The sequence below is a fragment of the Geodermatophilus sp. TF02-6 genome (genome assembly GCF_003319115.1).
Lineage (GTDB): Bacteria > Actinomycetota > Actinomycetes > Mycobacteriales > Geodermatophilaceae > Geodermatophilus.
This window is the reverse complement of record NZ_QOHF01000001.1, coordinates 102,786-124,786: the sequence shown is the minus strand read 5'-3', so window position 1 is coordinate 124,786 and position 22,001 is coordinate 102,786. Positions and strand designations below refer to the sequence as shown.

Genomic DNA, 22,001 nt, shown 5'->3' with positions numbered 1-22,001 from the left:
GGCTCGGCCCGGAGCGGGGAGGGGGCCGGATCGGATGCGGTCCCGAGTGCGGGGAGCCGGTTGTTCGACCTCCCGCGACGACCGGGCCCTCGTCCGGCCCCGGTGACCGGGAGTACCCGTTGCGCCCCCCACCACGCGCGGGCGGTACGCATCCGTGACAGTCGGACCCGGCGGCTCCCGGGTCGGTGCGCCGACCTCTTGTCGCACCTCGACCCGGCGGACGATGCTGCCGCCGTGGCCCCTCCGCGGACGGCGACCGGTGTCCCCTCGACCTCGTCCGAGGAGGTACCACGGGCGACGGCGAAGGTCGACAACGCCTACTACGAGCGGGAGCTGGCCCGGCTGCAGGAGGAGCTGGTCAAACAGCAGGAGTACATCCGGGCGGAGGGGCTGCGGGTCGTCGTCGTCTTCGAGGGCCGCGACGCCGCGGGCAAGGGCGGGGCGATCCAGCGGATCACCGAGCCGCTCAACCCGCGGGCCGCCCGCGTGGTCGCGCTGGCCGCGCCGACCGAGCGCGAGCGCGGCCAGTGGTACTTCCAGCGTTACGTCGCCCACCTGCCCGCCCGCGGCGAGATGGTCCTGTTCGACCGCTCCTGGTACAACCGCGCCGGCGTCGAGCGGGTCATGGGCTTCTGCACCGACGAGGAGTATTGGGACTTCCTGCGCTCCTGCCCCGAGTTCGAGCGGATGCTGGTCCGCAGCGGCATCACGCTGGTCAAGTACTGGTTCTCGGTGAGCGACACCGAGCAGGAGAAGCGGTTCCAGGCGCGGCTCAAAGACCCGACCAAGCGCTGGAAGCTCAGCCCGATGGACCTCGAGGCCCGCAACCGCTGGGTGGAGTTCTCCCGCGCCAAGGATGCGATGTTCGCCGCGACCGACATCCCCGAGGCGCCGTGGTGGGTGGTCGAGGCCGACGTCAAGAAGCGCGCCCGGCTCAACGTCATCACCCACCTGCTGGGCCAGGTCCCGTACGAGGACCTCACCCCGGCCGCGCCGCCGCGGCTGCCACCCCGGCCACCGGTCCACGACGACTACGTCCGGCCCCCCAAGGAGAGCCAGCACCTCGTCCCCGACGTCGTCCCCGGGCGCTGACCGGCCGCCCTACCGCTGCTGCGCGGCGTCGTCCCGGGTGCCGGTGGCGCGCAGGGACCCGGCGTGCGCCCGGGCTGCGGGCTCCTTGCGCGTCTTGACCAGGCTGGCCACGGTGACGACGGTCAGCACGACGGCGATGACGACGAGGCTGAGCGGGGTGCTGATCTCGGGCACGCGCGGGTCGATGTCGACGTGCGCCCAGTGCAGGATCAGCTTGACGCCGATGAAGGCGAGGATGACCGCCAGCCCGGCGGAGAGGTAGACCAGCCGGTCGAGCAGGCCCTTGACGAGGAAGAACAGCGCCCGCAGCCCCAGCAGGGCGAAGGCGTTGGCGGCGAAGACGATGTAGGCCTCGTCGGTCACGCCGAAGACCGCCGGGATCGAGTCGAGGGCGAACAGCAGGTCCACGCTGCCGATGGCGATCAGCACGATGAACAGCGGCGTGACCACGCGGCGGCCGTCGACGCGGGTGACCAGCCTGCCGCCGACGTAGTCGTCGGTCACCGGCAGGACGCGGCGGGCGGCCTTGACCACCGCGTTGTCCTCGATGTCGGGATCCTCGTCGCGGTGCCGGAACAGCTGGACGGCGGTGTAGACCAGCAGCAGGCCGAAGACCAGGAACATGAACGAGAACAGCGACAGCAGCGTCGCGCCCAGCGCGATGAACACCGCCCGCATCGCCAGCGCCAGCACGATCCCGAAGGTCAGCACCTTGTGCTGGTGCTCCTCGGGCACCGAGAAGGTCGTCATGATGATGACGAAGACGAACAGGTTGTCGACCGACAGGCTCTTCTCGACGACGTAGCCGGCGAAGTACTGGGTGCCGTACTCGCCGCCGTGGCGCGCGGTGAACCACACCCCGAAGGCCACCGCGACCAGGATGTAGAAGACCGACCAGGCGCTGGCCTCGCCGAACCCGACCCGGTGGGGCCGGGCCGCGGCCAGGACGAGGTCGACGCTCAGCAGTCCGAGGACGAGCGCGATGGTCAGCGCCCACGTCAATCCGCTGATCTCGAGCATGGTGCGTCTCGCTTCCGTGTCCGATGCGCTGTCCGTCGTGGTGCACCGGGTCGTCGTCCGGGGCTGGGGCGGGTGCGGCCGCGCCCGGTCGGGAGCGCAGACCGCGGGTGCCGGTGGCGGCTCCGGAGCAGGCGGTCCGGCGTCCATCGTCGCCGCGGCGGGCGCCCGGGGCCACTCGGGCGGACCGGCGCCGCGCCGTCGCGGGTCAGCCCGGCGGCCGCTGCTCGCCGCAGTCGCGCTCGTACCGCGCGAAGTCGCGGGCGTGCCGCGCCTCGCCGCGGAGGCGCTCGGCGGCCTCGGGACGGTCGGCGGCCAGCCGGTCCAGGGTGTCGGCCAGCCGGTTCTCGGTCTCGGCGATGGTGCGCGCCGTCGCGGCGATGGTGCGCGCGGTCTCCTCGATCGCCGACCGCAGCCGTCTGCGCTGGACCTCGTTCTGCTCGACCTCTCCCTTCAGCCGGGCCGCCTCGGCGGCGAGCTCGTCCGCACGTCCCGCAGAGTCGGCCATGTGCCCTCCCAGCCGCCGGTCCCGGCACGTCCAGGGTGGCCCCTCTCCACCCGCGCGGCCAGCGCCGCCACCCCTCGACCGCGGGCCGCTCCGCGGCCGGTCCGCCCGAGGTCCTACGCTCGCGCCCGCCTCGACGACGGGAGGTCGACATGGACGGGACGACGCAGCCGGTCCGCAGCGGGACGCTCGGGGTGGGCGTCATCGGGTTCGGCTGGATGGGGAGGGTGCACGCCCAGGCGTACGCCCGGGTGCGGCACCACTTCCCCGACCTCGGGCTCGTCCCGCAGCTGGTCGCGGTCGCCGACGACGTGCCCGGCCGGGCCGAGCAGGCCGCCGCCCGGTTCGGGTTCGCCCACGCCACGAGCGACTGGCGCGAGCTGCTCGCCGACCCCCGGGTGCAGCTGGTGTCGGTCACCGCGCCGAACTGGCTGCACCGGGAGATCGGCGTGGCCGTCGCCGAGGCCGGCCGGCACCTGTGGATCGAGAAGCCGGTCGGGCTCACCGCCGACGACGCCCGGGCGGTCGCCGCCGCCGTGACCGGCGCCGGCGTGCAGGGCGTCGTGGGGTTCAACTACCGCAACGCCCCCGCGGTGGCCCTGGCCCGCGAGCTGGTGACCAGCGGCGCCATCGGCCGGGTCACCCACGCCCGCTTCGCCTTCCTGAGCGACTACGCCGCCGCGCCGGAGGGGGCGCTGACCTGGCGCTACGAGCGGGCCCGCGGCGGCACCGGCGTCCTGGGCGACCTCGCCTCGCACGCCGTCGACCTGGCCCGGTACGTGCTCGACGCCGACGTCGCCTCGGTCCTGGCCGACACCGCCGTCTTCGTGCCCGAGCGGCTGCGCCCGGCGGGCCCCACGTCGGGGCACGCGTCGGGGGCCGGCGGGGTCCCGGGGCAGGTGGAGAACGACGACTACGTCGGCGCGCTGCTGCGCCTGACCTCCGGGGCGCGGGTGGTGCTCGAGGCGAGCCGGGTGGCGGTGGGGGAGCAGAACGCCTACGGGTTCGAGATCCACGGCACCGCCGGCCGGCTGGCCTGGGACTTCCGCCGCCTGGGCGAGCTCGCGGTCAGCCGGGGGCCGGCCGCGCAGGACCAGCCGGTGAGCACCGTCCTGGTCGGGCCGGGGGCGGGGGAGTACGCCGCCTTCCAGCCCGGCGCCGGCAACGCGATGGGCTTCGACGACCTCAAGGTCGTGGAGGCGCGCGACGTCCTCGAGTCGATCCGGCAGGGCCGGCCCCTCGGCGCCGGCCTGGCCGACGCCGTCCGCGCGGCCGACGTCCTCGACGCCCTCGTCGCCTCGGCGGCCCGGGGCGGGCGGGTCGACGTCCCGGCGGGCGCGCCCGCCGGGGACGCCGCTCCCCGGTCGGCGTGAGGACCGGGAGGACCCTTGACGCCCTCTGTAAGGCGTGTCACATTGCCCCTTGTCACTATGTCCGGACATAGGGACGGCGAAGGGGCGCCGCCTCCCGCCCGTCCGACCGCACCACCCGCACCACGTCCTGGACCGAGCAGGCCGGCGGCCACCAGCACGGTGGCCCATCCACGAGGAGAGATGCATGAGGACCACCCGTAGGTCGCTGCGAGCGGTGGTGGCCGTGACCGCCACCGCCATGGCGCTGGCGGCGTGCAGCAGTCAAGGGGGTGCGCAGAACACGTCAGGCGGCGGCGGCGGTGGGGGTGGTGGTGAGGACTACACCATCGCGATGGTCACCCACGAGGCTCCCGGCGACACGTTCTGGGACAAGATCCGCAACGGGGCCGAGGCGGCCGCCGACAACCTCGGCGTCACGCTGAACTACTCGCAGGACCCGGACGCCGGCAAGCAGGCCACGCTCATCCAGAACGCGATCGACAGCAACGTCGACGGCCTGGCGGTCACCCTGCCCACGCCCGACGCGATCGGGCCGGCGGCGCAGGCGGCGGTGAACGCCGGCATCCCGACGGTGGCGTTCAACGCCGGCAAGGACCAGTACCAGCAGTACGGCATCTCGATGTACTTCGGCTCCGACGAGGACCTCGCCGGCCAGGCCGTGGGCACCAAGCTCGGCCAGACCGGCTCCGCCGGCAAGGCCGTCTGCGTCATCCAGGAGCAGGGGCAGGTCCAGCTGGAGACCCGTTGCGCCGGCGTGAAGAAGACCTACCCCAACACCGAGGTCCTCTACGTCAACGGCCGCGACCTGCCGTCGGTCCAGCAGACCATCGGGGCCAAGCTGCAGCAGGACTCCTCGGTCAGCGCGGTGGTGACGCTGGGCGCGGACATCGCGCTGGCGGCGCAGAAGGCCCAGACGGACGCCGGCAGCCAGGCCACCGTCGCGACGTTCGACCTCAACAACGACGTCGCCAAGCAGATCCAGAGCGGCGGCATCGCGTTCTCGGTCGACCAGCAGCCCTACGTGCAGGGCTACATGGCCGTGACCGCGCTGTGGCTGAACCTGACCAACGGCAACGACATCGGCGGTGGCGGCCCCGTCCTGACCGGCCCGTCGATCGTCGACCAGTCCAACATCGACGTGATCCTCCCCTACACGGAGAACAACACCCGGTAATCCCGCCCGGGGGGAGCCGGGCTCCGGGGCCCGGCTCCCCCTCCACACCCTCCTGGGAGCAGGCCATGAGCTCGTCCGTGGCGACACAGTCCTCATCGCAACCGTCCCCACCCGCCGCCGGCGCACCCACCGCCCCGGCGCGGCCGCAGCGCTCGCTGGTGTCCCGGGTGCTCGCCCGTCCCGAGGTGGGCGCCCTGGCGGCCGCGATCGCGATCTTCCTGTTCTTCTACGCGGTCGCCCCCACGTTCCGGACCCTCCCGGCCGCGTCGACCTACCTGTACGCCAGCTCCACGATCGGCATCGTCGCCGTCGGGGTGGCGCTGCTGATGATCGGCGGGGAGTTCGACCTGTCCTCCGGTGTCGCCGTGACCACCGCGGCGCTGTGCGCCGGCATGCTCTGCTACCAGCTGAGCCTCAATGTGTGGGTCGGCGTCGTGGTCAGCCTGCTGCTGGCGCTGGCCATCGGCTTCGTCAACGGGTGGCTGGTGGTGCGCACCGGCATCCCGAGCTTCCTGGTCACCCTGAGCACCTTCTTCGTGCTGCAGGGGCTCAACCTCGGTGTCACCAAGCTGATCACCGGCGCGGTGGCCACGCCCAACATCAACCAGCTCGACGGCTTCGACTCCGCCCACGCCGTCTTCGCCGCCGACGTCGACCTGGGCTTCATGACCCTGAAGATCACCGTGCTGTGGTGGATCCTGTTCGTCGCCGTCGGCACGTGGGTGCTCCTGCGCACCCGGGTCGGCAACTGGGTCTTCGCCTCCGGTGGCAACGAGGCCAGCGCCCGCGCGGTCGGCGTCCCGGTGCGCAAGGTCAAGATCGGCCTGTTCATGGCCGTCGGGTTCCTCGCCTGGTTCCTCGGGATGCACCTGCTGATGAACTTCAGCACCGTGCAGGCCGGCATCGGCGTCGGCAACGAGTTCGTCTACATCATCGCCGCGGTCGTCGGCGGCGCGCTGCTCACCGGCGGCTACGGCTCGGCGGTCGGCTCCGCGCTCGGCGCCCTGATCTTCGGCATGACCACCCAGGGCATCGTCTTCGCCGGCTGGGACCCGAACTGGTTCCGGACCTTCCTCGGCGTCATGCTGCTGCTCGCGGTGTTGGTCAACCTCTACATCAAGAACTACGCGGCCCGGAGGAAGTGACGTGACCGACACGCTGGCTCAGCACGCCGCTGCAGACCTGCACCGGGGGCGGCCCCTGGTGGAGATGGAGGGCGTCGGCAAGACCTACGGTGCGATCCGGGCCCTGGAGGGCATCAACCTGCGGGTCAACGCCGGTGAGGTCACCTGCGTCCTCGGCGACAACGGCGCCGGGAAGTCCACCCTCATCAAGATCATCTCGGGGTTGCACCCGCACTCCGAGGGGACGCTGCGGGTCGACGGTCAGGAGCGGCGCTTCTCCTCGCCGCGGGAGTCCCTGGACGCCGGGATCGCGACGGTCTACCAGGACCTCGCGGTGGTCGGCCTCATGGAGGTCTGGCGCAACTTCTTCCTCGGCTCGGAGATCCGCAAGGGCCGCTACCCGATGGCCCCGCTGGACATCAAGGCCATGCGGGAGATCGCCGACGCCGAGCTGCAGAAGATGGGCATCCACGTCAAGGACATTAACCAGCCGATCGGCACGCTCTCGGGCGGCCAGCGCCAGTGCGTCGCCATCGCCCGGGCGGTGTACTTCGGCGCGCGGGTGCTGATCCTCGACGAGCCGACCGCGGCGCTGGGCGTCAAGCAGTCCGGCGTGGTGCTGAAGTACACGGCCGCGGCCCGCGACGCCGGCCTCGGGGTCGTCTTCATCACCCACAACCCGCACCACGCCTACCTGGTGGGTGACCACTTCATCATCCTCAAGCTCGGCCGCCGGGTGCTGGACAAGCGGCGCTCGGAGGTCTCCCTCGAGGAGCTCACCACCGAGATGGCCGGCGGCCAGGAGCTCGCCGAGCTCTCGCACGAGCTCAAGCGGTGAGGACCCGCCCGCCGTCCGGGACCCCTCGGTCCGGGACGGCGGGCGCCGGCGTGCGACCACCCCGGCCGGTCAGGTCAGGGGGACGCCGACCCGGGAGAGGTCGTCGGCGAGGTGCGCGGTGTCGTTGAACCGGCGGACCACCCAGCGCTCCCCGGCGCGGACCGCCTGGGACAGCGAGCCGTTGCCGCTGCTGAGGAGGAAGGCGAACGGCGCGGAGCCGGTGGCCAGGGCGAGGGCCTGGGCGATCACCCCGCCGTGCGTGACGACGACGACCCGCCCGCCCGCGTGCTCCGCCGCGATCCGCTGGAGCGAGTCGCGGACCCGGGCGGCGAGGGCCTGCCCGGACTCCGCGCCATGGTGCCGCGCCCTCTGGACCGGCGCCCCCGGCCCGCCCCGCCCGCGCGCGGGACGGGACCCGGTCCGCGGTCGACGTCCCGACCCCGAGCGGCAGGTCCGCCGCCCGGGGTCGGGACGTCGGTCGATCAGAGGGCGCTGCCGCGCCGCGCGGCCTGGGCGGAGAGCTCCCGGTCGAACGCCTCGGCCGGCCACTGCTCGGCGAGGGCTCGCCAGACCAGCTCGGCCTGGGTCTCCGGCGCCAGGCCGCCGGTCGGTTGGTCGCGGTCGAGGTTGGTCGGGAACGCGTAGCCCTCGGCCGAGGCGGCGACGACGTTGCGCAGGGTGCGCTCGTCGGCACCTGCGGCCGTCAGCTCTAGCAGCGTCGGGTAGAGCGCCCGGCACATCGCCGTCCGGTCGACGGTCTCCATCGCCCGGCCGAAGGCGGAGGAGACCTGCAGCAGGTTGGCCATGCGGCGTACGTCGGCCGAGCGGTTGGTGCCGGCGCCGTGGAACAGCGCCGGGTTGAAGAACGCGGCGTCCCCCTTCTGCAGCGGGAGCTGCACGAAGTGGGCGTCGAAGTAGGCGGTGAACGCCGGCTGGTGGAAGGCGACGTAGCCGGGGGCGTACTTCTGCGAGTGCGGCAGGTACATCGTCGGGCCGGTCTCGACGGGCATGTCGCAGTGCGCCACCGCGCCCTGCAGGGTCATGACCGGGGAGAGCCGGTGCACGTGCGCGGGGTAGGCCAGTGCCTGCTCCTCGGACATGAAGCCGAGGTGGTAGTCGCGGTGGGCGACCTGGGCCTTCCCGCCGGGGTTGACCACGTTGACCTGGCTGGTGACCTGGTAACCGCGGCCGAGCCACGCCTCCGAGACCAGGGCGACGACGTCGTTGCCGTAGTAGGCGGCGAAGGCCTGCGGGTCGCGGACGGCGAACTTGTCCAACGCCCCCCAGACGCGGTCGTTGGCGCCGGGTGTGGCGAAGTGGTCGCCGCCGACGACGCCGGCCGCCTTCTGCTCGGCGATCATCGCCGCGAACACGGCGGTGGCCCGGTCGACGACGCCGGTGTCGGGGAAGGCGCCGGCGAAGACGACGATGCCCGGGCCGTCGGTGAGCGCGCGGGCCAGCTCGGCCTGCACGTCCCGGCGCCCCTCGGGGGTGGCGACGTGGTTGCGCAGCCGCGAACCGTAGACGAGGACGTTCTGCCGCACCTCGTCGGCATAGGGGTACTCGGCCAGGTCGGTGGACGTCTCGACGACGGCGCGGAAGTCCTCCAGGCGGCAGTCGTCCGCGGTGAACCAGCCGGGGGTGGTGCGGGTGGCGGCCAGGGTGGTCATGGCGGTGTCCCTCCTTCCTTCCTGCCTGTGCGGGTGGGTGCTGTCGAGCCTGACGGGTCCGTGCCGGGCCGACAAGGCCACGGATCCCTCAAGAACCCGTCAGCCCGCGGCGCTCAGAACTCCTCCCAGGTCTCGGGGTACTGGCCGTCGACCCGGGTGCCGTCGGCGAGCGTGGCGATGCCGGCCAGGTCCTCGTCGGTGAGGGCGAAGTCGAAGACGTCGAGGTTCTCGACCAGCCGGCCGCGGGAGGACGCCTTGGGGAAGGTCACCAGGCCCTGCTGGACGTGCCAGCGCAGCACCACCTGCGCCGGGGTCCGGCCGTGCCGTTGCCCGATCTCGGCGAGCACCGGAGCTCGCAGCAGCTCCCCGCCGTTGGCCAGCGGCGACCACGACTCCGTGACGATGCCGCGGCGGGCGTCGTCGGCCCGCTGCTCGAGCTGCGGCTCCCGGGGGTGGCACTCGATCTGGTTGACCGCCGGCACCGTCTGGGAGGCGGCGGCGAGCCGGTCGAGGTGCTCGGGCAGGAAGTTGGAGACGCCGATGGCGCGGGTGAGGCCCTCGGCGAGGAGCTCCTCCATGGCCAGCCAGGACTCGACGTAGCGGTCGAGCCGGGGGAGCGGCCAGTGGATCAGGTACAGGTCGACGGAGTCCAGGCCGAGGCGCTCCAGGCTCGACCGCAGCGCCTCCTTCGCCGAGTCGTACCCCTGGTCGCGGCCGCGCAGCTTGGTGGAGACGAACACCTCCTCCCGGGGCAGGCCGGAGTCGGCGATGCCCCGGCCGACGCCGCGCTCGTTCTCGTAGCTGGCCGCGGTGTCGACGAACCGGTAGCCGACCTCGAGGGCCTCGCGGACGATCCGCCGCGTCTCCTCGTCGGGGAGCCGGGCGGTGCCCAGTCCGAGCTGGGGGATCTGCACGCCGTTGTTCAGCGGCACGGAGGGGACAGCGGTCACCCCGTCAGCCTGGTGAACCGTCGACGAGCCGGTCAACCTCGGCGATCCCTCGAGAACCCCTCAGACTGGTCGACGTGCCGCACCCCTATCCGATCCGCGAGATCGCCCGCCAGGCGGGACTGTCCGAGGCGACCGTCGACCGCGTCCTCAACGCGCGGGGCGGGGTCCGCGAGAGCACCGTCCAGGAGGTCCACCGGGCCATCGCGGACCTGCACCGGCAGCGCTCCCAGGTGCGGCTGACCGGGCGCACGTTCTTCCTCGACCTGGTCGTCGACGCGCCGGCCCGGTTCTCCTCCGCGGTGCGGGCGGCGCTGGAGTCGCAGCTGCCGCTGGTCCGGCCGGCGACCTTCCGGGCGCGGTTCCACCTCGCCGAGGCCCCGCCGGTCCCGGAGCTGGTCGCCACGCTCGACGGCATCGCCCGGCGGGGCTCGCAGGGCGTCGTCCTCAAGGCCCCGGACCACCCCGGGGTGGTGGCCGCGGTGGAGCGGCTGGCCGAGGCCGGGATCCCCGTCGTCACCCTGGTCACCGACCTGCCGACCAGCCGGCGGGTCGCCTACGTCGGGCTGGACAACCGGGCGGCCGGGGCGACCGCGGCCTACCTGCTCGACCAGTGGCTGCCGGACGACGCCGCCGTCCTGGTCACCCGGGGCACCGGCTCCTTCCAGGGGGAGGACGACCGGGAGATGGGCTTCCGGGCGACCACCCGCGCGCTGCACCCGGGCCGGCGGCAGGTCGACCTGGTGGACGCGACCGGGGACGGCGAGGTCCTGCGCCGCCTGGTCCGGGACGCGCTCACCGCCGCCCCGGACGTCGCCGCCGTCTACTCGATGTACGCCTCGGGCGGCAACGCCGCGACCGTGGCCGCCTTCACCGACGCCGGACGGCCCTGCCGGGCGTTCGTCGCCCACGACCTGGACGCCGAGAACCTCGCGCTGCTGCAGGACGGGCGGCTCTCGGCCGTCCTGCACCACGACCTGGCCCTCGACCTGCGCCGCGCCTGCCACGTCGTCATGCAGGCCCACGCTGCGCTGCCCGGCGCGCCGCGCTCCTGGTACTCGGGCGTCCAGGTCGTGACGCCGCACAACATCCCGGCCGAGGCCCGGCTGCCCCTGAGGGCTCCTTGAGGGCTCCCCGAGGTTGACCACCCCGTGGTGCAGGCCACAGCCTCAAGCCACGGCACGGTCCCGCGACGGGGGCCGCAACGACAGGCGGGGAGAGCGTCGTGGCGCTGGACGTGGGGGTCATCGGGGTCGGCACGATCGGCCAGGAGCACATCCGCCGGCTGGACGGCGGTCCCGGGGGCAGCCGGGTGGTCGCGGTCGTCGACGCGGACGCCGAGCGCGCCGCGACCGTGGCCGGGCAGCTGCCGGCGGCCAAGGCGTTCCGCCGCGGGGAGGAGCTGATCGCGTCGGATGCGGTGGACGCGGTGGTCGTCACCTCCTGGGGACCGACGCACGAGCCGTACGTGCTGGCCGGCATCGCCGCCGGCAAGCCGGTGTTCTGCGAGAAGCCGCTGGCTCCCACGCAGGAGGCGTGCCGGCGGATCGTCGACGCCGAGGCGGCCGCCGGCCGCCGGCTGGTCCAGGTCGGCTTCAACCGCCGCTACGACCCCGCCCACCGGGCCCTCAAGCAGGCCGTGGACGGCGGCGCCATCGGCGTCCCGCTGCTCGTGCACTGCGCGCACCGCAACGCGTCCGTGCCGCCGCACTACACCCGCGACATGTCCATCGCCGACACCGCCGTCCACGAGATCGACGAGCTGCGCTGGCTGTTCGGCCAGGAGGTCGTCGCCGCGCAGGTCCTCACCCCCCGGAAGAGCAGCCGCGGCGGAGAACTGCAGGACCCGCTGCTCGTGCTGTTCGAGATGGCCGACGGCGTCCTCGTCGACGTCGAGGTGTCGGTCAACGTCCACTACGGCTACGAGATCCGCTGCGAGGTCTCCGGCGAGACCGGCACCGTCGAGCTGGCCGACCCCGCACCGGTGACCATCCGCCGGGAGGGGACCGTCGCCGGTCTCGTCCCGGCCGACTGGCGCGAGCGCTTCGCCCTCTCCTACGACGTCGAGCTGCGCGAGTGGGTCGAGGACGTCGTCGCGGGGCGGCCGCCGCGAGGCCCCGGCGCCTGGGACGGGTACGCCGCCCAGGTGGTGTCCGACGCGGCGCTGCGCTCGCTGCACGACGGCGGCCGGGTGGCGGTCGAGCTGCCGGAGCAGCCCGACCTGTACCGGACGGGCGGGCCGCGGTGACGAGCGGACCGCTGCGGATCGGGGTGCTCGGGGCGGCCCGCATCAGCGAGCGGGGGATCGTGGTCCCGGCGCGGACCACCGGCGCCCGGCTGGTCGCCGTCGCCGCCCGGGACCCCGCGCGCGCGGAGGAGTTCGCCCGCGCGCACGGCGTCGAGCGCGTGCTGCCCTCGTACGCGGACGTGCTGGCCGACCCGGAGGTGGAGGCGGTCTACGACCCGCTGCCCAACGCCCTGCACGGCCCCTGGAACCTGGCCGCCGTCGCCGCCGGCAAGCACGTGCTGTCCGAGAAGCCGTTCGCCGCCAACGCCGCGGAGGCCGCGGAGGTCCGCGACGCCGCGGAGCGCGCGGGCCTCGTGGTGATGGAGGGCTTCCACCACCTCTACCACCCGGTGGTGCGCCGTCTGCTGGAGCTGGTCGACTCGGGCGAACTGGGCGACGTCGTCCACGTGCAGGCGACCATCGCCATGCTGCCGCCGGACGACGACGACCCCCGCTGGTCGCTCGAGCTCGCCGGCGGCGCCCTGATGGACCTCGGCTGCTACGGGTTGCACGCCGCGCGCCACCTGGCGCCGTGGACCGGCGGCGAACCGGAGCCGGTCGCCGCGCGGGCCGGGGAGCGCGCCGGGGCCCCGGGCGTCGACGAGTGGCTCGACGTCGACCTGCGCTTCCCGTCCGGCGCCACGGCCACGGTGCGCTGCAGCATGGTGCACCCCGACCGGGACTTCTCGCTGCGCATCGTCGGTACCCGCGGGGAGGCGACGGCGCCGGCGTTCGTCGAGCCGAACCGGGACGACCGGGTGCTGGTGCGCACCCCGGCCGGCGCGCGGACCGAGCACCTGGGCACCCGCTCGTCGTACACGTACCAGCTGGAGGCGTTCACCGCCGCCGTCCGTCACCGGCCCCCTGCAGGGGCCCCGGCCGCCTCCCGGGTCCCGCCCCGAGCCTGCGAGGGGTGGGAAGGAAGCGGTCCTTCCCCGAACGGTGGGGGGACAGGGGGTCCTTCTACGGTGCCCACCGACGCGGACGACGCGGTCGCGACCATGACGCTGGTCGACCGGTGCTACGAGCTCGCCGGGCTGGCGCCCCGGCCGCGGCTGACCGTTCCTACAGCTTCTCCGCGGCTGCCCTGAGGTTCTCGGCGGCCAGGGCCAGGCCGTCGAGGCGGTCGTAGGCGGCGTCCTCGTGCTCGATGTTGACCGCCATGTCCGGGTCGACCTCGGCCAGCGCCCGGAGGAACCCGGTCCACCAGTCGACGTCGTGGCCGACGCCGACGGCCACGAACCGCCACGCCGGGTTCTCGGGCCAGGCGGTGCACCAGTAGCCGTAGCCGGTGGGCACCTTGTCCGGTGCGTCGGCGGGCACCCGGGTGAACGAGGTGTCCAGCACCCCGCGGACGTCGACCCCGGGGGTGATGGTCGCGTCCTTGGCCGCGGCGTGGAACACCAGCGGGCCGAGGTCGTGGATGCAGGCGACGACGTCCATGCCCTGCCACATCAGGTGCGACGGGTCCATCTCGGCGCCCACGTTCGTCGCGCCGATCGTCTCCACCAGCCGGCGCAGGGTGACGGGGGAGAACACCAGGTTGTGCGGGTGCATCTCGACGGCGACCCGGACGTCGGCGTCGCGGGCGCGCGCGTCGATCTCCGTCCAGAAGCCGGCCGCGACGTCCCACTGGTAGTCCAGGACGTCCAGGTACACGCCGTCCCACGGGTTGACCACCCAGGAGGGGTACTTGGCGTCGGGGTCCGAGCCGGGTGTGCCGGACATCGTGACCACGTTGCGCACGCCCAGCAGGCCGGCGAGCTCGATGGTGCGGCGCAGGTCGTCGGCGTGCTTCGGGCCGACGCCGGGGAGCGGGTTGAGCGGGTTGCCATTGCAGTTCAGCCCGGTCAGCTCCATCCCGCGCGAGGAGAACGTCTCCAGGTAGTCCCGGCGGGCCTGCTCGGAGGACAGCAGCAGGTCGACGTGGCAGTGCGGGGACGGGATGAACCCGCCGGTGTTGACCTCGACCGAGGTCAGGCCGTCGGCCTGCAGCACGTCGAGGGCCTCGGCCAGAGGGCGGTCGTGCAGGCAGGCGGTGTAGGCGCCGAGCTTGAGCGGCATCGCGGGGGACCTCCCGGTCGGATCACGCGGTGGGGACGGGGACGGCGGCCCCACCGGACTGGGCGGAGCGGACGACGGCCTGGATCAGTTCCATGGTGTGGAGGGCGTCGGCGAAGGTCGCGTTCGGCGGCAGCGGGTCGGGGCCGCCGGTGATCTGGTCGAGGAACGCCCGGCACTGGTAGACGAACATCTCCGCGTTGCCGCCGCCGACGCCGGGGGCCTGCATCGGGTAGCCGCCGGCGAAGTACGGCGTCTGCGGGCCGACGATCACCTGCCGGGCGCCGCGGGTGCGCGACTCGGGCTGCGCGTCGTCGAACAGGTACTCCGCCGGGCGGTGCCAGTCGAAGCCGGCGCGGCCACCCAGCCCGTACACGTCGAAGGCCAGCCCGTTGGGCATGCCGAACGCGGTGCGCGACACCGAGAACGAGCCGGTGAGGCCCGACTCGAAGCGGGCGGTGAACACGGCGGTGTCCTCGTTCTCGACCTCGCCGGTCTCGCTGCTCACCGGTGCCGCGGTGTGCCCGACCACCGCCCCGAGCGGCAGCGGCCGCTTGGCGACCTGGGTCGACAGGGCCGCGCCGGACACCGCCACGATCGGCCCGCAGAGGAACTGGGCGACGTCGATCACGTGCGCGCCGATGTCGGCGAGGGCGCCGCTGCCCGGCCCGCCCGTGTACCGCCAGCTGAGCGGGATGCGCGGGTCGCAGGCGTAGTCGCACCAGTAGCGGCCGTCGAACAGGGAGAGCTCGCCGAGCTCGCCGCCGCGCACGTGGTCGCGGACCGCCGCGATCGCCGGGGACCGCCGGTAGGTGTACCCGACGGCGGTGACGACGTCGGCGCCCTGCTCCGCCGCCACCATCGCGCGGGCGTCCTCGATCGAGCCGGCGAGCGGCTTCTCGCACAGCACGTGCTTGCCGGCCGCGATCGCCGCCTCGGCGATCGGCCGGTGCAGGGCGTTGCCGACGACGATGCTGATCGCGTCGATCGAGGGGTCGTCGACGACCTGCTCCCAGCTGGTCAGCGCCTGCTCGAACCCGTAGCGGCGGGCCGCGTCCCGGGCGAGCTCGGCGTCGGCGTCGGCGATCGCGGCCAGCCGGACCGGCGGGAGGCCCTCGCCGAAGACGGTGTTCACCGAGCGGTAGCCGGCGGCGTGGCTGCGGCCGGCCATCCCGGCACCGATCACCGCCACCGACAGTGGCTGCTGCGGCATCGCTGTTCTCCTCACGTGCGGTGGACGGGCCGCGGTGGGCAGGAGGCCGTCCCTGCGGACGTGGCACGCTCCGCGCGGCGGGCGGGGTGGGCCGAGCGCTCTTAAAGCGCTTTAATACTGGCGCCGATCACACCAGGGGTCGGCCGAGGTGTCAAGGGAGCGGGGTGGGCCGTGGTGAGCACGGAGGAGTCGGTGCGCCGGCCACGGCTGCAGGACGTGGCGACCGCGGCAGGGGTCTCGACGGCGTCGGCGTCCCTGGTGCTGCGCGGCGCCCCCGGCCCCGGCAGCGCCACCCGCGAGCGCGTGCTCGAGGCCGCGGCTCGCCTGGGCTACCGGCCCGACCGCGCCGCCAGCCTGCTGGCCCGCCGGCGCAGCCGGCTCATCGGCGTCCTGATGGACGTCCGCAGCACCTTCCACGCCCAGCTCGTCGAGGACGTCCACGAGGCGGCCGAGGGGCACGGTTACGACCTGGTGCTCAGCACGGTCACCCGCACCCGGGACGAGGCGCGCGCGGTCGAGACGCTGCTCGACTCGCGGTGCGAGGCGCTGGTCCTCCTCGGCCCGGAGGCCCCCGCCGCCCGGCTGACCGCCCTCGACCGGCAGCTGCCCGTGGTGGCCGTCGGGCGCCCGGTGCCCTCCGCCGGTGTGGACGTCGTCCGGGCCGCGGACGACGACGGTGTGGCCCTGGCCGTGGACCACCTGGTCGACCTCGGTCACCGCCGCATCGCCTACGTCGACGGCGGCGCGGGGGTCATCGCCGCCGGCCGGCGACGCGGCTACCAGCGGGCGATGCGCCGCCATCGGCTGGGAGCCCACCTGCAGGTGGTGCGCGGGAACCACACCGAGGAGTCCGGGGCGCGCGCGGCGCGGGCGCTGTTCGGGTCCGACCTGCCGCCCACGGCCGTCGCCACCTACAACGACCACTCCGCGGTGGGCCTGCTCGACGCGCTGCTGCGCAGCGGCATCGACGTCCCCGGCGCGGTCTCCGTCGTGGGCTACGACGACAGCCCGCTCGCGCGGCTGGCGCACATCGACCTGACCACGGTCAGCCAGGACTCCCCGCAGCTGGTGCGGCACGCGGTGGCCGCCGTGGTCGAGCGGCTCGACGGCGGGCGCACCGAGCACCGCGAGGTCGTCGTCCCCCCGCGCCTCGTGGTGCGGGGGACGACCGGCCCGGCAGCCGTCGAGGGCTGACCGTGCCGGGGGTCCGGGCGGTGCCGCCGCGTCGTCGTCTGCGATCCGACCCGGCGGGCGGTTGACAGTGAGCGGGGTCACGCCGGACGCTTGAAGCGCTTTAAGGACGGCGGGTCGCCACCGGCTCTGCCGGAGACCCCTGTCGCCGACCACGCGCCCGCGGAGACCGCCATGACCACGACCCCCGTCGCGATGGAGTACGACCCGTTCAGCCCGGAGTTCCAGGCCGACCCCTACCCGGTGTACCGGTGGATGCGGGAGGAGGCCCCGGTCTTCCACAGCGAGAAGTGGAACTGGTGGGCGCTGTCCCGGTTCGAGGACGTCCGCGCGGCGGCCACCGACCCGGACACCTTCGCCAGCTTCGAGGGCATCGACATCGACGACACCGCCAAGGACCAGAGCGGCCCCGGTTTCCTGCCCGACATCGACAACCCCCGCCACGACCAGGTGCGCGCGGTCATCCAGCCGCACTTCCTCCCGCGTCGCATCGCCGAGAAGGAGGCAGCCGTCCGCGACGTCGTCCGCGGGCTCGTGGCGCGGTGGCGGGACCGGGGGACCGTCGACAGGGGCATGGTGGACATCGCCCAGGAGCTGGCCTGGCCGATGCCCAACGAGGTCTTCTTCACGGTGCTCGGGCTGCCGAGCGCCGAGGAGGAGGGGCGCTCGCAGCTGGACCGCTGGGTGCACGAGCTCAAGGACCGCCGTCCCGACGACCCCCGGCTCACCCCGGTCGCCCGGGCCGCCACCGAGGGCATCCAGCGCTACTTCGTCGAGCTGCTCGAGGACCGCCGGGCGCACCCCCGGGACGACGTCGTCAGCGCCCTCGTCCAGGCCGAGATCGACGGCGTGCCCTTCGCCGACGAGCACCTCACCCCGGCCTCGGAGATCCTCGGCCTGATGATGGTGCTCTTCCTCGGCGGCGTGGAGAGCACCGCGGGGCTGACCGGCTCGCTGTTCAAGCTGCTCGCCGAGAACCCCGACCAGCGCGAGCTGCTGCGCCGGGACCCGTCGCTGATCCCGGCCGCCGTCGAGGAGACCGTCCGCCACTCGAGCCCGCTGCAGCTGGTGGGCCGCACGACCACCCGCGAGGTCACCCTGCACGGCGTGACCATCCCCGAGGGCGGCCGGGTGGTCCTGGTCTACGGCGCGGCCAACCGCGACGAGCGGCAGTACGCCGACCCCGACCGCTTCGACGTCACCCGCGGCATGACGCGCCACCTCGGGTTCGGGGAGGGACGGCACGGCTGCCTGGGCGCCCCGCTGGCCCGGCTCGAGGCCAAGGTGGCCCTCGAGGAGGCGCTCCCGGTGCTCGGCGACTACACCCTCGCCGGCCCTGCGGTGCGCTACAAGACCACGCCGAACATGTACGTGTGGGACTCCGTGCCGCTGTCCTTCCCCGTCGCCGGAGGGTCGGCGCGGGGTGCCGGCTCCCCGGTGCACGTCGAGACCGTGCAGCACCGGACGACGTCGATGACCGTGGTGACCAGCGAGTTCGAGGCCGACGTCCGCGTCGAGGACAAGCGCTCGGTGGCCGACGGAGTGGTCGGCCTGACGCTGCGGTCGGTCGGCGACACCCCGCTGCCGCCGTGGGAGCCGGGCGCGCACGTCGACCTGCTGCTCGACGACCCCGCGCTGGAGGGCGCGCCGACCCGGCAGTACTCGCTGTGCGGCGACCCGGCAGATCACCACGTCTGGCGGGTCGGCGTCCTGCGTGAGCCGGAGAGCCGGGGCACCTCCTCCTCCGTCCACGACCGGCTGCAGGCCGGCGACGTCGTCCGGGTCCGCGGTCCGCGCAACAACTTCCCGCTCGTCGACTCGCCCCGGTACCTGTTCGTCGCCGGCGGCATCGGCATCACGCCGATCCTGCCGATGATCGCCGCCGCCGAGGCCGCCGGCGCCGACTGGCGGCTGGTCTACGGCGGTCGCCGGCGGGCCTCGATGGCGTTCCTCGACGAGCTGACCCGCTACGGCGACCGGGTCACCGTCTGCCCGCAGGACGAGGTCGGGCTGCTCGACCTCGACACCCTGCTCGGCACGCCGCAGGAGGACACCCGGGTGTACTGCTGCGGGCCCGAGCCGCTGTTGGCCGCCGTCGAGCAGCGGTGCGCCCCTGGGCTGCCGGGAGGGTGGCCGGCCGGGTCCCTGCACGTCGAGCGGTTCTCGGCCCGACCGCTGACCGAGCCGGTGCGCAGCGAGGCCTTCGAGGTGGTGCTGCGGCAGAGCGAGCGCACGCTGACCGTGCCGCCGGACCGATCGATCCTGTCGGTGGTCGAGGAGGCCGGGGTCGGGGTCCTGTCCTCCTGCACGGAGGGCACCTGCGGCACCTGCGAGACCGCCGTCCTCGAGGGCGTGCCCGACCACCGGGACTCCGTCCTCAGCGACGAGGAGCGGCGGGCCGGCGACTGCATGATGATCTGCGTCTCCCGCAGCTGCACCGACCGCCTGGTGCTCGACCTGTGAAACCGGGCCTCCGTGTCCCCCCGGCCCTCGTGAGAGTTGGTCATGGGGTTGGAGCCGGCCTCGTCGGCGTGTCGGCGCGTGTCCCTGGCACGAACCCCATGATCGACACAGCGGGGTGCGAGCTTCAGCGGGGTGGGGCGGTGCTGCTCCGGACGACCAGGTGCGGGGGGACGACGAGCTCGCGCCGGCCGACGGGGCGGCCGTCGAGCCGGTCGAGGGCGCGCTGGACCGCCAGCGCGGTCAGCTGCTCGACGTCCTGGGCCACGGAGGTCAGGTCGACCGAGGACAGCCGCGCGATCCGGCTGTCGTCGTAGCCCACCACGCTCACCTCCTCCGGCACGCCGCGGCCCGCGCGCCGCAGCACGTCGAGCACCCCGAGGGCGCAGCGGTCGTTGAAGACGGTGACGGCGGTGGGCAGGGTCCTGACCAGGAGTGCCCGGGCGGCGGCGGCGCCGTCGTCCTCGCCGAGCCCGCCCGGCACGACCCGTGGCGTCAGGCCGCCGGCGCGCAGCGCCTCGCGATACCCCCGGCGCCGCTCCGCCGCGCCGGGCGCCTGGCCGCCGTCGACGTGGACGACGTCGCGGTGGCCGAGCCCCAGCAGGTGGTCGACGGCCAGGCGGATGCCCTCGTCGTCGGCGGTGCGGACGACGTCCACCGCGGCGGAGCGGACCGAGCGGGCGACCACGACCACCGGCAGGCGGGTCGCCAGGTCGGCCAGCGCGGCGGTGGGGGACGAGGGGCCGAGCAGCACCAGCGCCTCGCAGCGGTCCTGGAGCAGGGTGCCCACGGCGCGCCGCTCGTCCCGCCCCGGGGTGACGGCGGACAGCGCCAGCTCGTACCCGGCGCGCTCGGCCGCGGCGTACAGCCCGCTCACCAGGTCACCGTGGAACGTGTGCTGGACGCCGAACACCACGCCGAGCAGCCGGCTGCGGGAGCTGCGCAGCAGCCGGGCGCGGCTGTCCGGCCGGTAGCCGATCTCGTCGGCGGCCGCCCGCACCCGGTCCCGCGTGGCGGCGCTGGCCCCCGGGGCGTCGCGCATGACGATGGAGACCAGGGCGGTGGAGACCCCGGCGCGGACGGCGACGTCGGCCAGGGTCGGTCGCCTGACCGGGCCCGCAGGTGCCACCCGGCGACCCTAACCCGGCAGGCTTGAACGTTCTAGGCGGTTCCCCTTGACGGGGGGCATGGTGACCGTCACGCTGATACGGACCTAGAACGTTCTAGCGCCGAGGAGTCCGGATGCAGACCGTGGGTGTGGCCCTCGTCGGGTCGGGGCGCATGGGCGCCTTCCACGCGCAGACGCTGGCGCTGCGCCTGCCGCACGCCCGGCTGGCCGCCGTGGTCGACCCCGCGCCGGGCGCCGCCGAGCGGTTGGTCGGCGCGCTCGGGACCGGTCGGGCGTACACCGACGTGGCGCAGGCCTGGGACGACCCGGCGGTCCAGGCGGTCGTGATCGCGGCACCGGCCCGGTCGCACGCCGACCTGGTCGTCGCCGCCGCGGCCGCGGGCCGGCACGTGTTCTGCGAGAAGCCGATGGCGGTCACCCTGGCCGACGCCGACCGCGCGATCGACGCGGCGCGTACCGCCGGCGTCGTCCTGCAGGTCGGGTTCAACCGCCGGTTCGCCGCCGACTGGCGGGCCGCCCGGGCGCTGCTGGACGCCGGCACCCTCGGCACGCCTCGGCTGCTGCGCTCGCTGACCCGCGACCCCGGTGGCTTCGACCCGTCCCGGGTCCTGCCGGACACGATCTTCCTCGAGACGCTCATCCACGACTTCGACACCCTGCGCTTCCTCAACCCGGGTGCGACGGCCGTCGAGGTGTCCGCGATCGCCGACGCGCTGGTCGAGCCGGGCTGGCGGGACCGCGGGCTGCTGGACACCGCGGTGGTCACGATCCGGTTCGACAACGGCGCGATGGCCGTCGCCGAGGCCTGCTTCGAGGCCGCCTACGGCTACGACGTCCGCGGGGAGGTGCTCGGCTCCGGCGGCATGGCCGCCATGGGCGACGGCCGGCGCAGCGGGATGGCCTTCTCCGGGCCCGCCGGCCGGCTGGTCGAGACCGTCCGCGGGGACCAGGAGCTCTTCCCCGAGGCGTACACCGCCGAGCTGGCTGCGTTCGTCGACGCCGTCCGCGCGGGGGCGCCGGCCCCGGTGGCCGGTGAGGACGCCCGCGCGGCCCTGGCGATCGCGCTGGCCGCGGCGGAGTCGGTGCGCACCGGCCGCCCGGTGCGGGTGGAGAAGTGACGGCGTACCGGTTGGCCGCCTCGGCCGAGATGCTCTTCCTCGACCTGCCGTTCGCCGAGCGGGTACGGCGGATCGCCGACGCCGGCTTCGAGGTGGAGATCTGGGACTGGACGGCGAAGGACGTCGACGAGCTCACGAGGACCGGCGCGACGTTCTCCTCGATGACCGGTTACGTCACCGGGACGCTCGCCGACCGCGACGGCGCCGCGGAGCTGCTGCGCACCGCCGAGCAGTCCCTCGCCGTCGCCGGACGGCTGGACTGCCCGCGGCTGAACGTGCACGGCACCGGGCTCGACGGCCGCGGCCTGCCCGTGGTCCCCAGCGAGACGGTGACTCCCACGATGTGGCTGGCCGCCGCTCGCACGCTGGAGCGGCTGGCCGCGCTGGGCGAACGCGCCGGGCGGGTCTTCACCCTGGAGAACCTCAACACCGCCGTCGACCACCCGGGTACGCCGTTCGCCCGCGCCGCGGACACGATCGCCCTGGTGGAGGCCGTGGACAGCCCGCACCTACGGCTCAACCTCGACCTGTACCACGCGCAGATCGGGGAGGGGAACCTCGTCCAACTGGTCGAGCGGGCACTGCCGCTGGTCGGGGAGATCCAGGTGGCCGACGTCCCCGGCCGGTGCGAGCCGGGCACGGGGGAGATCTCCTACCCGGCGATCGCCGCCGCCCTGGACCGGCTCGGCTACGACGGCGTCGTCGCGCTCGAGGGTTGGGCGTCCGGCGATCCGGCCGAGGCGCTGGAGAGGTTCCGGGCCGCCTTCACCACCACCACCACCACCACGCCGGCCCGCTGACG

At 74.1% G+C, this 22,001-nt stretch carries 20 protein-coding genes; 12 read left to right on the top strand and 8 right to left on the bottom strand.

Features of this window, described 5'->3' with window-relative positions; translation table 11 throughout:
• The first annotated feature begins 234 nt into the window (after window positions 1-234).
• Window positions 235-1,092: a polyphosphate kinase 2 gene (gene ppk2, locus DQ238_RS00605; protein WP_199506042.1), complete on the top strand. Its 858-nt coding sequence runs from the start codon at window positions 235-237 to the stop codon at window positions 1,090-1,092.
• Between the two features lie 9 nt (window positions 1,093-1,101).
• On the opposite strand, the gene DQ238_RS00600 is transcribed toward ppk2, so the two are convergent.
• Window positions 1,102-2,112, bottom strand: coding sequence for a TerC family protein (locus DQ238_RS00600; protein WP_113779368.1), 1,011 nt, complete (start codon window positions 2,110-2,112; stop codon window positions 1,102-1,104).
• A gap of 205 nt (window positions 2,113-2,317) precedes the next feature.
• Window positions 2,318-2,617, bottom strand: coding sequence for a hypothetical protein (locus DQ238_RS00595; RefSeq protein WP_113779367.1), 300 nt, complete (start codon window positions 2,615-2,617; stop codon window positions 2,318-2,320).
• 149 nt (window positions 2,618-2,766) lie between these two features.
• Between DQ238_RS00595 and DQ238_RS00590 the strand changes: the two genes are divergently transcribed.
• The 4 genes from DQ238_RS00590 (at window position 2,767) to DQ238_RS00575 (ending at window position 7,123) form a co-directional block, all read left to right on the top strand.
• The gene (locus DQ238_RS00590) at window positions 2,767-3,987 is read left to right on the top strand and encodes a Gfo/Idh/MocA family protein (RefSeq protein WP_113779366.1); all 1,221 of its coding nucleotides are present in this window, start codon (window positions 2,767-2,769) and stop codon (window positions 3,985-3,987) included.
• A gap of 184 nt (window positions 3,988-4,171) precedes the next feature.
• Window positions 4,172-5,161 (top strand): substrate-binding domain-containing protein, encoded by a 990-nt coding sequence (locus tag DQ238_RS00585; RefSeq protein WP_113779365.1) that lies wholly within the window; start codon window positions 4,172-4,174, stop codon window positions 5,159-5,161.
• Between the two features lie 65 nt (window positions 5,162-5,226).
• Complete coding sequence (locus tag DQ238_RS00580) at window positions 5,227-6,306, top strand: ABC transporter permease (RefSeq protein WP_113779364.1); 1,080 nt, start codon at window positions 5,227-5,229, stop codon at window positions 6,304-6,306.
• Between the two features lies 1 nt (window position 6,307).
• On the top strand, window positions 6,308-7,123 hold the full coding sequence (locus DQ238_RS00575) for an ATP-binding cassette domain-containing protein (protein WP_113779363.1): 816 nt from the start codon (window positions 6,308-6,310) through the stop codon (window positions 7,121-7,123).
• 69 nt (window positions 7,124-7,192) lie between these two features.
• Here the strand turns inward: DQ238_RS00575 and DQ238_RS00570 are convergent, their stop codons facing one another.
• The 3 genes from DQ238_RS00570 to DQ238_RS00560 form a co-directional block, all read right to left on the bottom strand.
• Window positions 7,193-7,672 carry a histidine phosphatase family protein gene (locus tag DQ238_RS00570; RefSeq protein ID WP_199506041.1) on the bottom strand — a complete coding sequence of 160 codons (480 nt, stop codon included), beginning with the start codon at window positions 7,670-7,672 and terminating at the stop codon, window positions 7,193-7,195.
• Window positions 7,606-8,793, bottom strand: a complete 1,188-nt coding sequence (locus DQ238_RS00565) for a phytanoyl-CoA dioxygenase family protein (RefSeq protein WP_113779362.1) — start codon at window positions 8,791-8,793, stop codon at window positions 7,606-7,608. Before DQ238_RS00565 ends, DQ238_RS00570 begins: the two co-directional genes overlap by 67 nt.
• Window positions 8,794-8,906: 113 nt before the next feature.
• Window positions 8,907-9,743, bottom strand: coding sequence for an aldo/keto reductase (locus DQ238_RS00560; RefSeq protein WP_113779361.1), 837 nt, complete (start codon window positions 9,741-9,743; stop codon window positions 8,907-8,909).
• Between the two features lie 74 nt (window positions 9,744-9,817).
• On the opposite strand from DQ238_RS00560, the gene DQ238_RS00555 reads away from it, so the two are divergent.
• The 3 genes from DQ238_RS00555 to DQ238_RS00545 all read left to right on the top strand — a co-directional run bounded on the left by DQ238_RS00555 (window position 9,818) and on the right by DQ238_RS00545 (window position 13,118).
• Window positions 9,818-10,867, top strand: coding sequence for a LacI family DNA-binding transcriptional regulator (locus DQ238_RS00555; RefSeq protein WP_113779360.1), 1,050 nt, complete (start codon window positions 9,818-9,820; stop codon window positions 10,865-10,867).
• 98 nt (window positions 10,868-10,965) lie between these two features.
• Window positions 10,966-11,988 carry a Gfo/Idh/MocA family protein gene (locus DQ238_RS00550; RefSeq protein ID WP_113779359.1) on the top strand — a complete coding sequence of 341 codons (1,023 nt, stop codon included), beginning with the start codon at window positions 10,966-10,968 and terminating at the stop codon, window positions 11,986-11,988.
• Entirely contained in the window at window positions 11,985-13,118 is a 1,134-nt protein-coding gene (locus DQ238_RS00545; protein WP_113779358.1) for a Gfo/Idh/MocA family protein, read from the top strand. The genes DQ238_RS00550 and DQ238_RS00545 overlap by 4 nt, the downstream gene beginning before the upstream one ends.
• Here DQ238_RS00545 and DQ238_RS00540 read toward each other — a convergent pair.
• Window positions 13,093-14,091 carry a sugar phosphate isomerase/epimerase gene (locus DQ238_RS00540; protein WP_113779357.1) on the bottom strand — a complete coding sequence of 333 codons (999 nt, stop codon included), beginning with the start codon at window positions 14,089-14,091 and terminating at the stop codon, window positions 13,093-13,095. The genes DQ238_RS00545 and DQ238_RS00540 overlap by 26 nt on opposite strands.
• A gap of 22 nt (window positions 14,092-14,113) precedes the next feature.
• The gene (locus DQ238_RS00535; RefSeq protein ID WP_113779356.1) at window positions 14,114-15,301 is read right to left on the bottom strand and encodes a Gfo/Idh/MocA family protein; all 1,188 of its coding nucleotides are present in this window, start codon (window positions 15,299-15,301) and stop codon (window positions 14,114-14,116) included.
• Between the two features lie 174 nt (window positions 15,302-15,475).
• On the opposite strand from DQ238_RS00535, the gene DQ238_RS00530 reads away from it, so the two are divergent.
• Together DQ238_RS00530 and DQ238_RS00525 are read left to right on the top strand one after the other, a co-directional pair.
• A complete protein-coding gene (locus DQ238_RS00530) occupies window positions 15,476-16,495 on the top strand; it encodes a LacI family DNA-binding transcriptional regulator (RefSeq protein ID WP_113779621.1) in 1,020 nt (339 codons plus the stop codon).
• 171 nt (window positions 16,496-16,666) lie between these two features.
• Entirely contained in the window at window positions 16,667-18,955 is a 2,289-nt protein-coding gene (locus DQ238_RS00525) for a cytochrome P450 (protein ID WP_233495600.1), read from the top strand.
• 124 nt (window positions 18,956-19,079) lie between these two features.
• On the opposite strand, the gene DQ238_RS00520 is transcribed toward DQ238_RS00525, so the two are convergent.
• Window positions 19,080-20,081, bottom strand: a complete 1,002-nt coding sequence (locus DQ238_RS00520) for a LacI family DNA-binding transcriptional regulator (protein WP_113779355.1) — start codon at window positions 20,079-20,081, stop codon at window positions 19,080-19,082.
• A 113-nt stretch (window positions 20,082-20,194) separates the two neighbouring features.
• Here DQ238_RS00520 and DQ238_RS00515 point away from each other — a divergent pair, with 113 nt between their 5' ends.
• The gene (locus DQ238_RS00515) at window positions 20,195-21,199 is read left to right on the top strand and encodes a Gfo/Idh/MocA family oxidoreductase (RefSeq protein WP_113779354.1); all 1,005 of its coding nucleotides are present in this window, start codon (window positions 20,195-20,197) and stop codon (window positions 21,197-21,199) included.
• On the top strand, window positions 21,196-21,999 hold the full coding sequence (locus tag DQ238_RS00510) for a TIM barrel protein (protein WP_113779353.1): 804 nt from the start codon (window positions 21,196-21,198) through the stop codon (window positions 21,997-21,999). Before DQ238_RS00515 ends, DQ238_RS00510 begins: the two co-directional genes overlap by 4 nt.
• The last annotated feature ends 2 nt before the right edge of the window (window positions 22,000-22,001 follow it).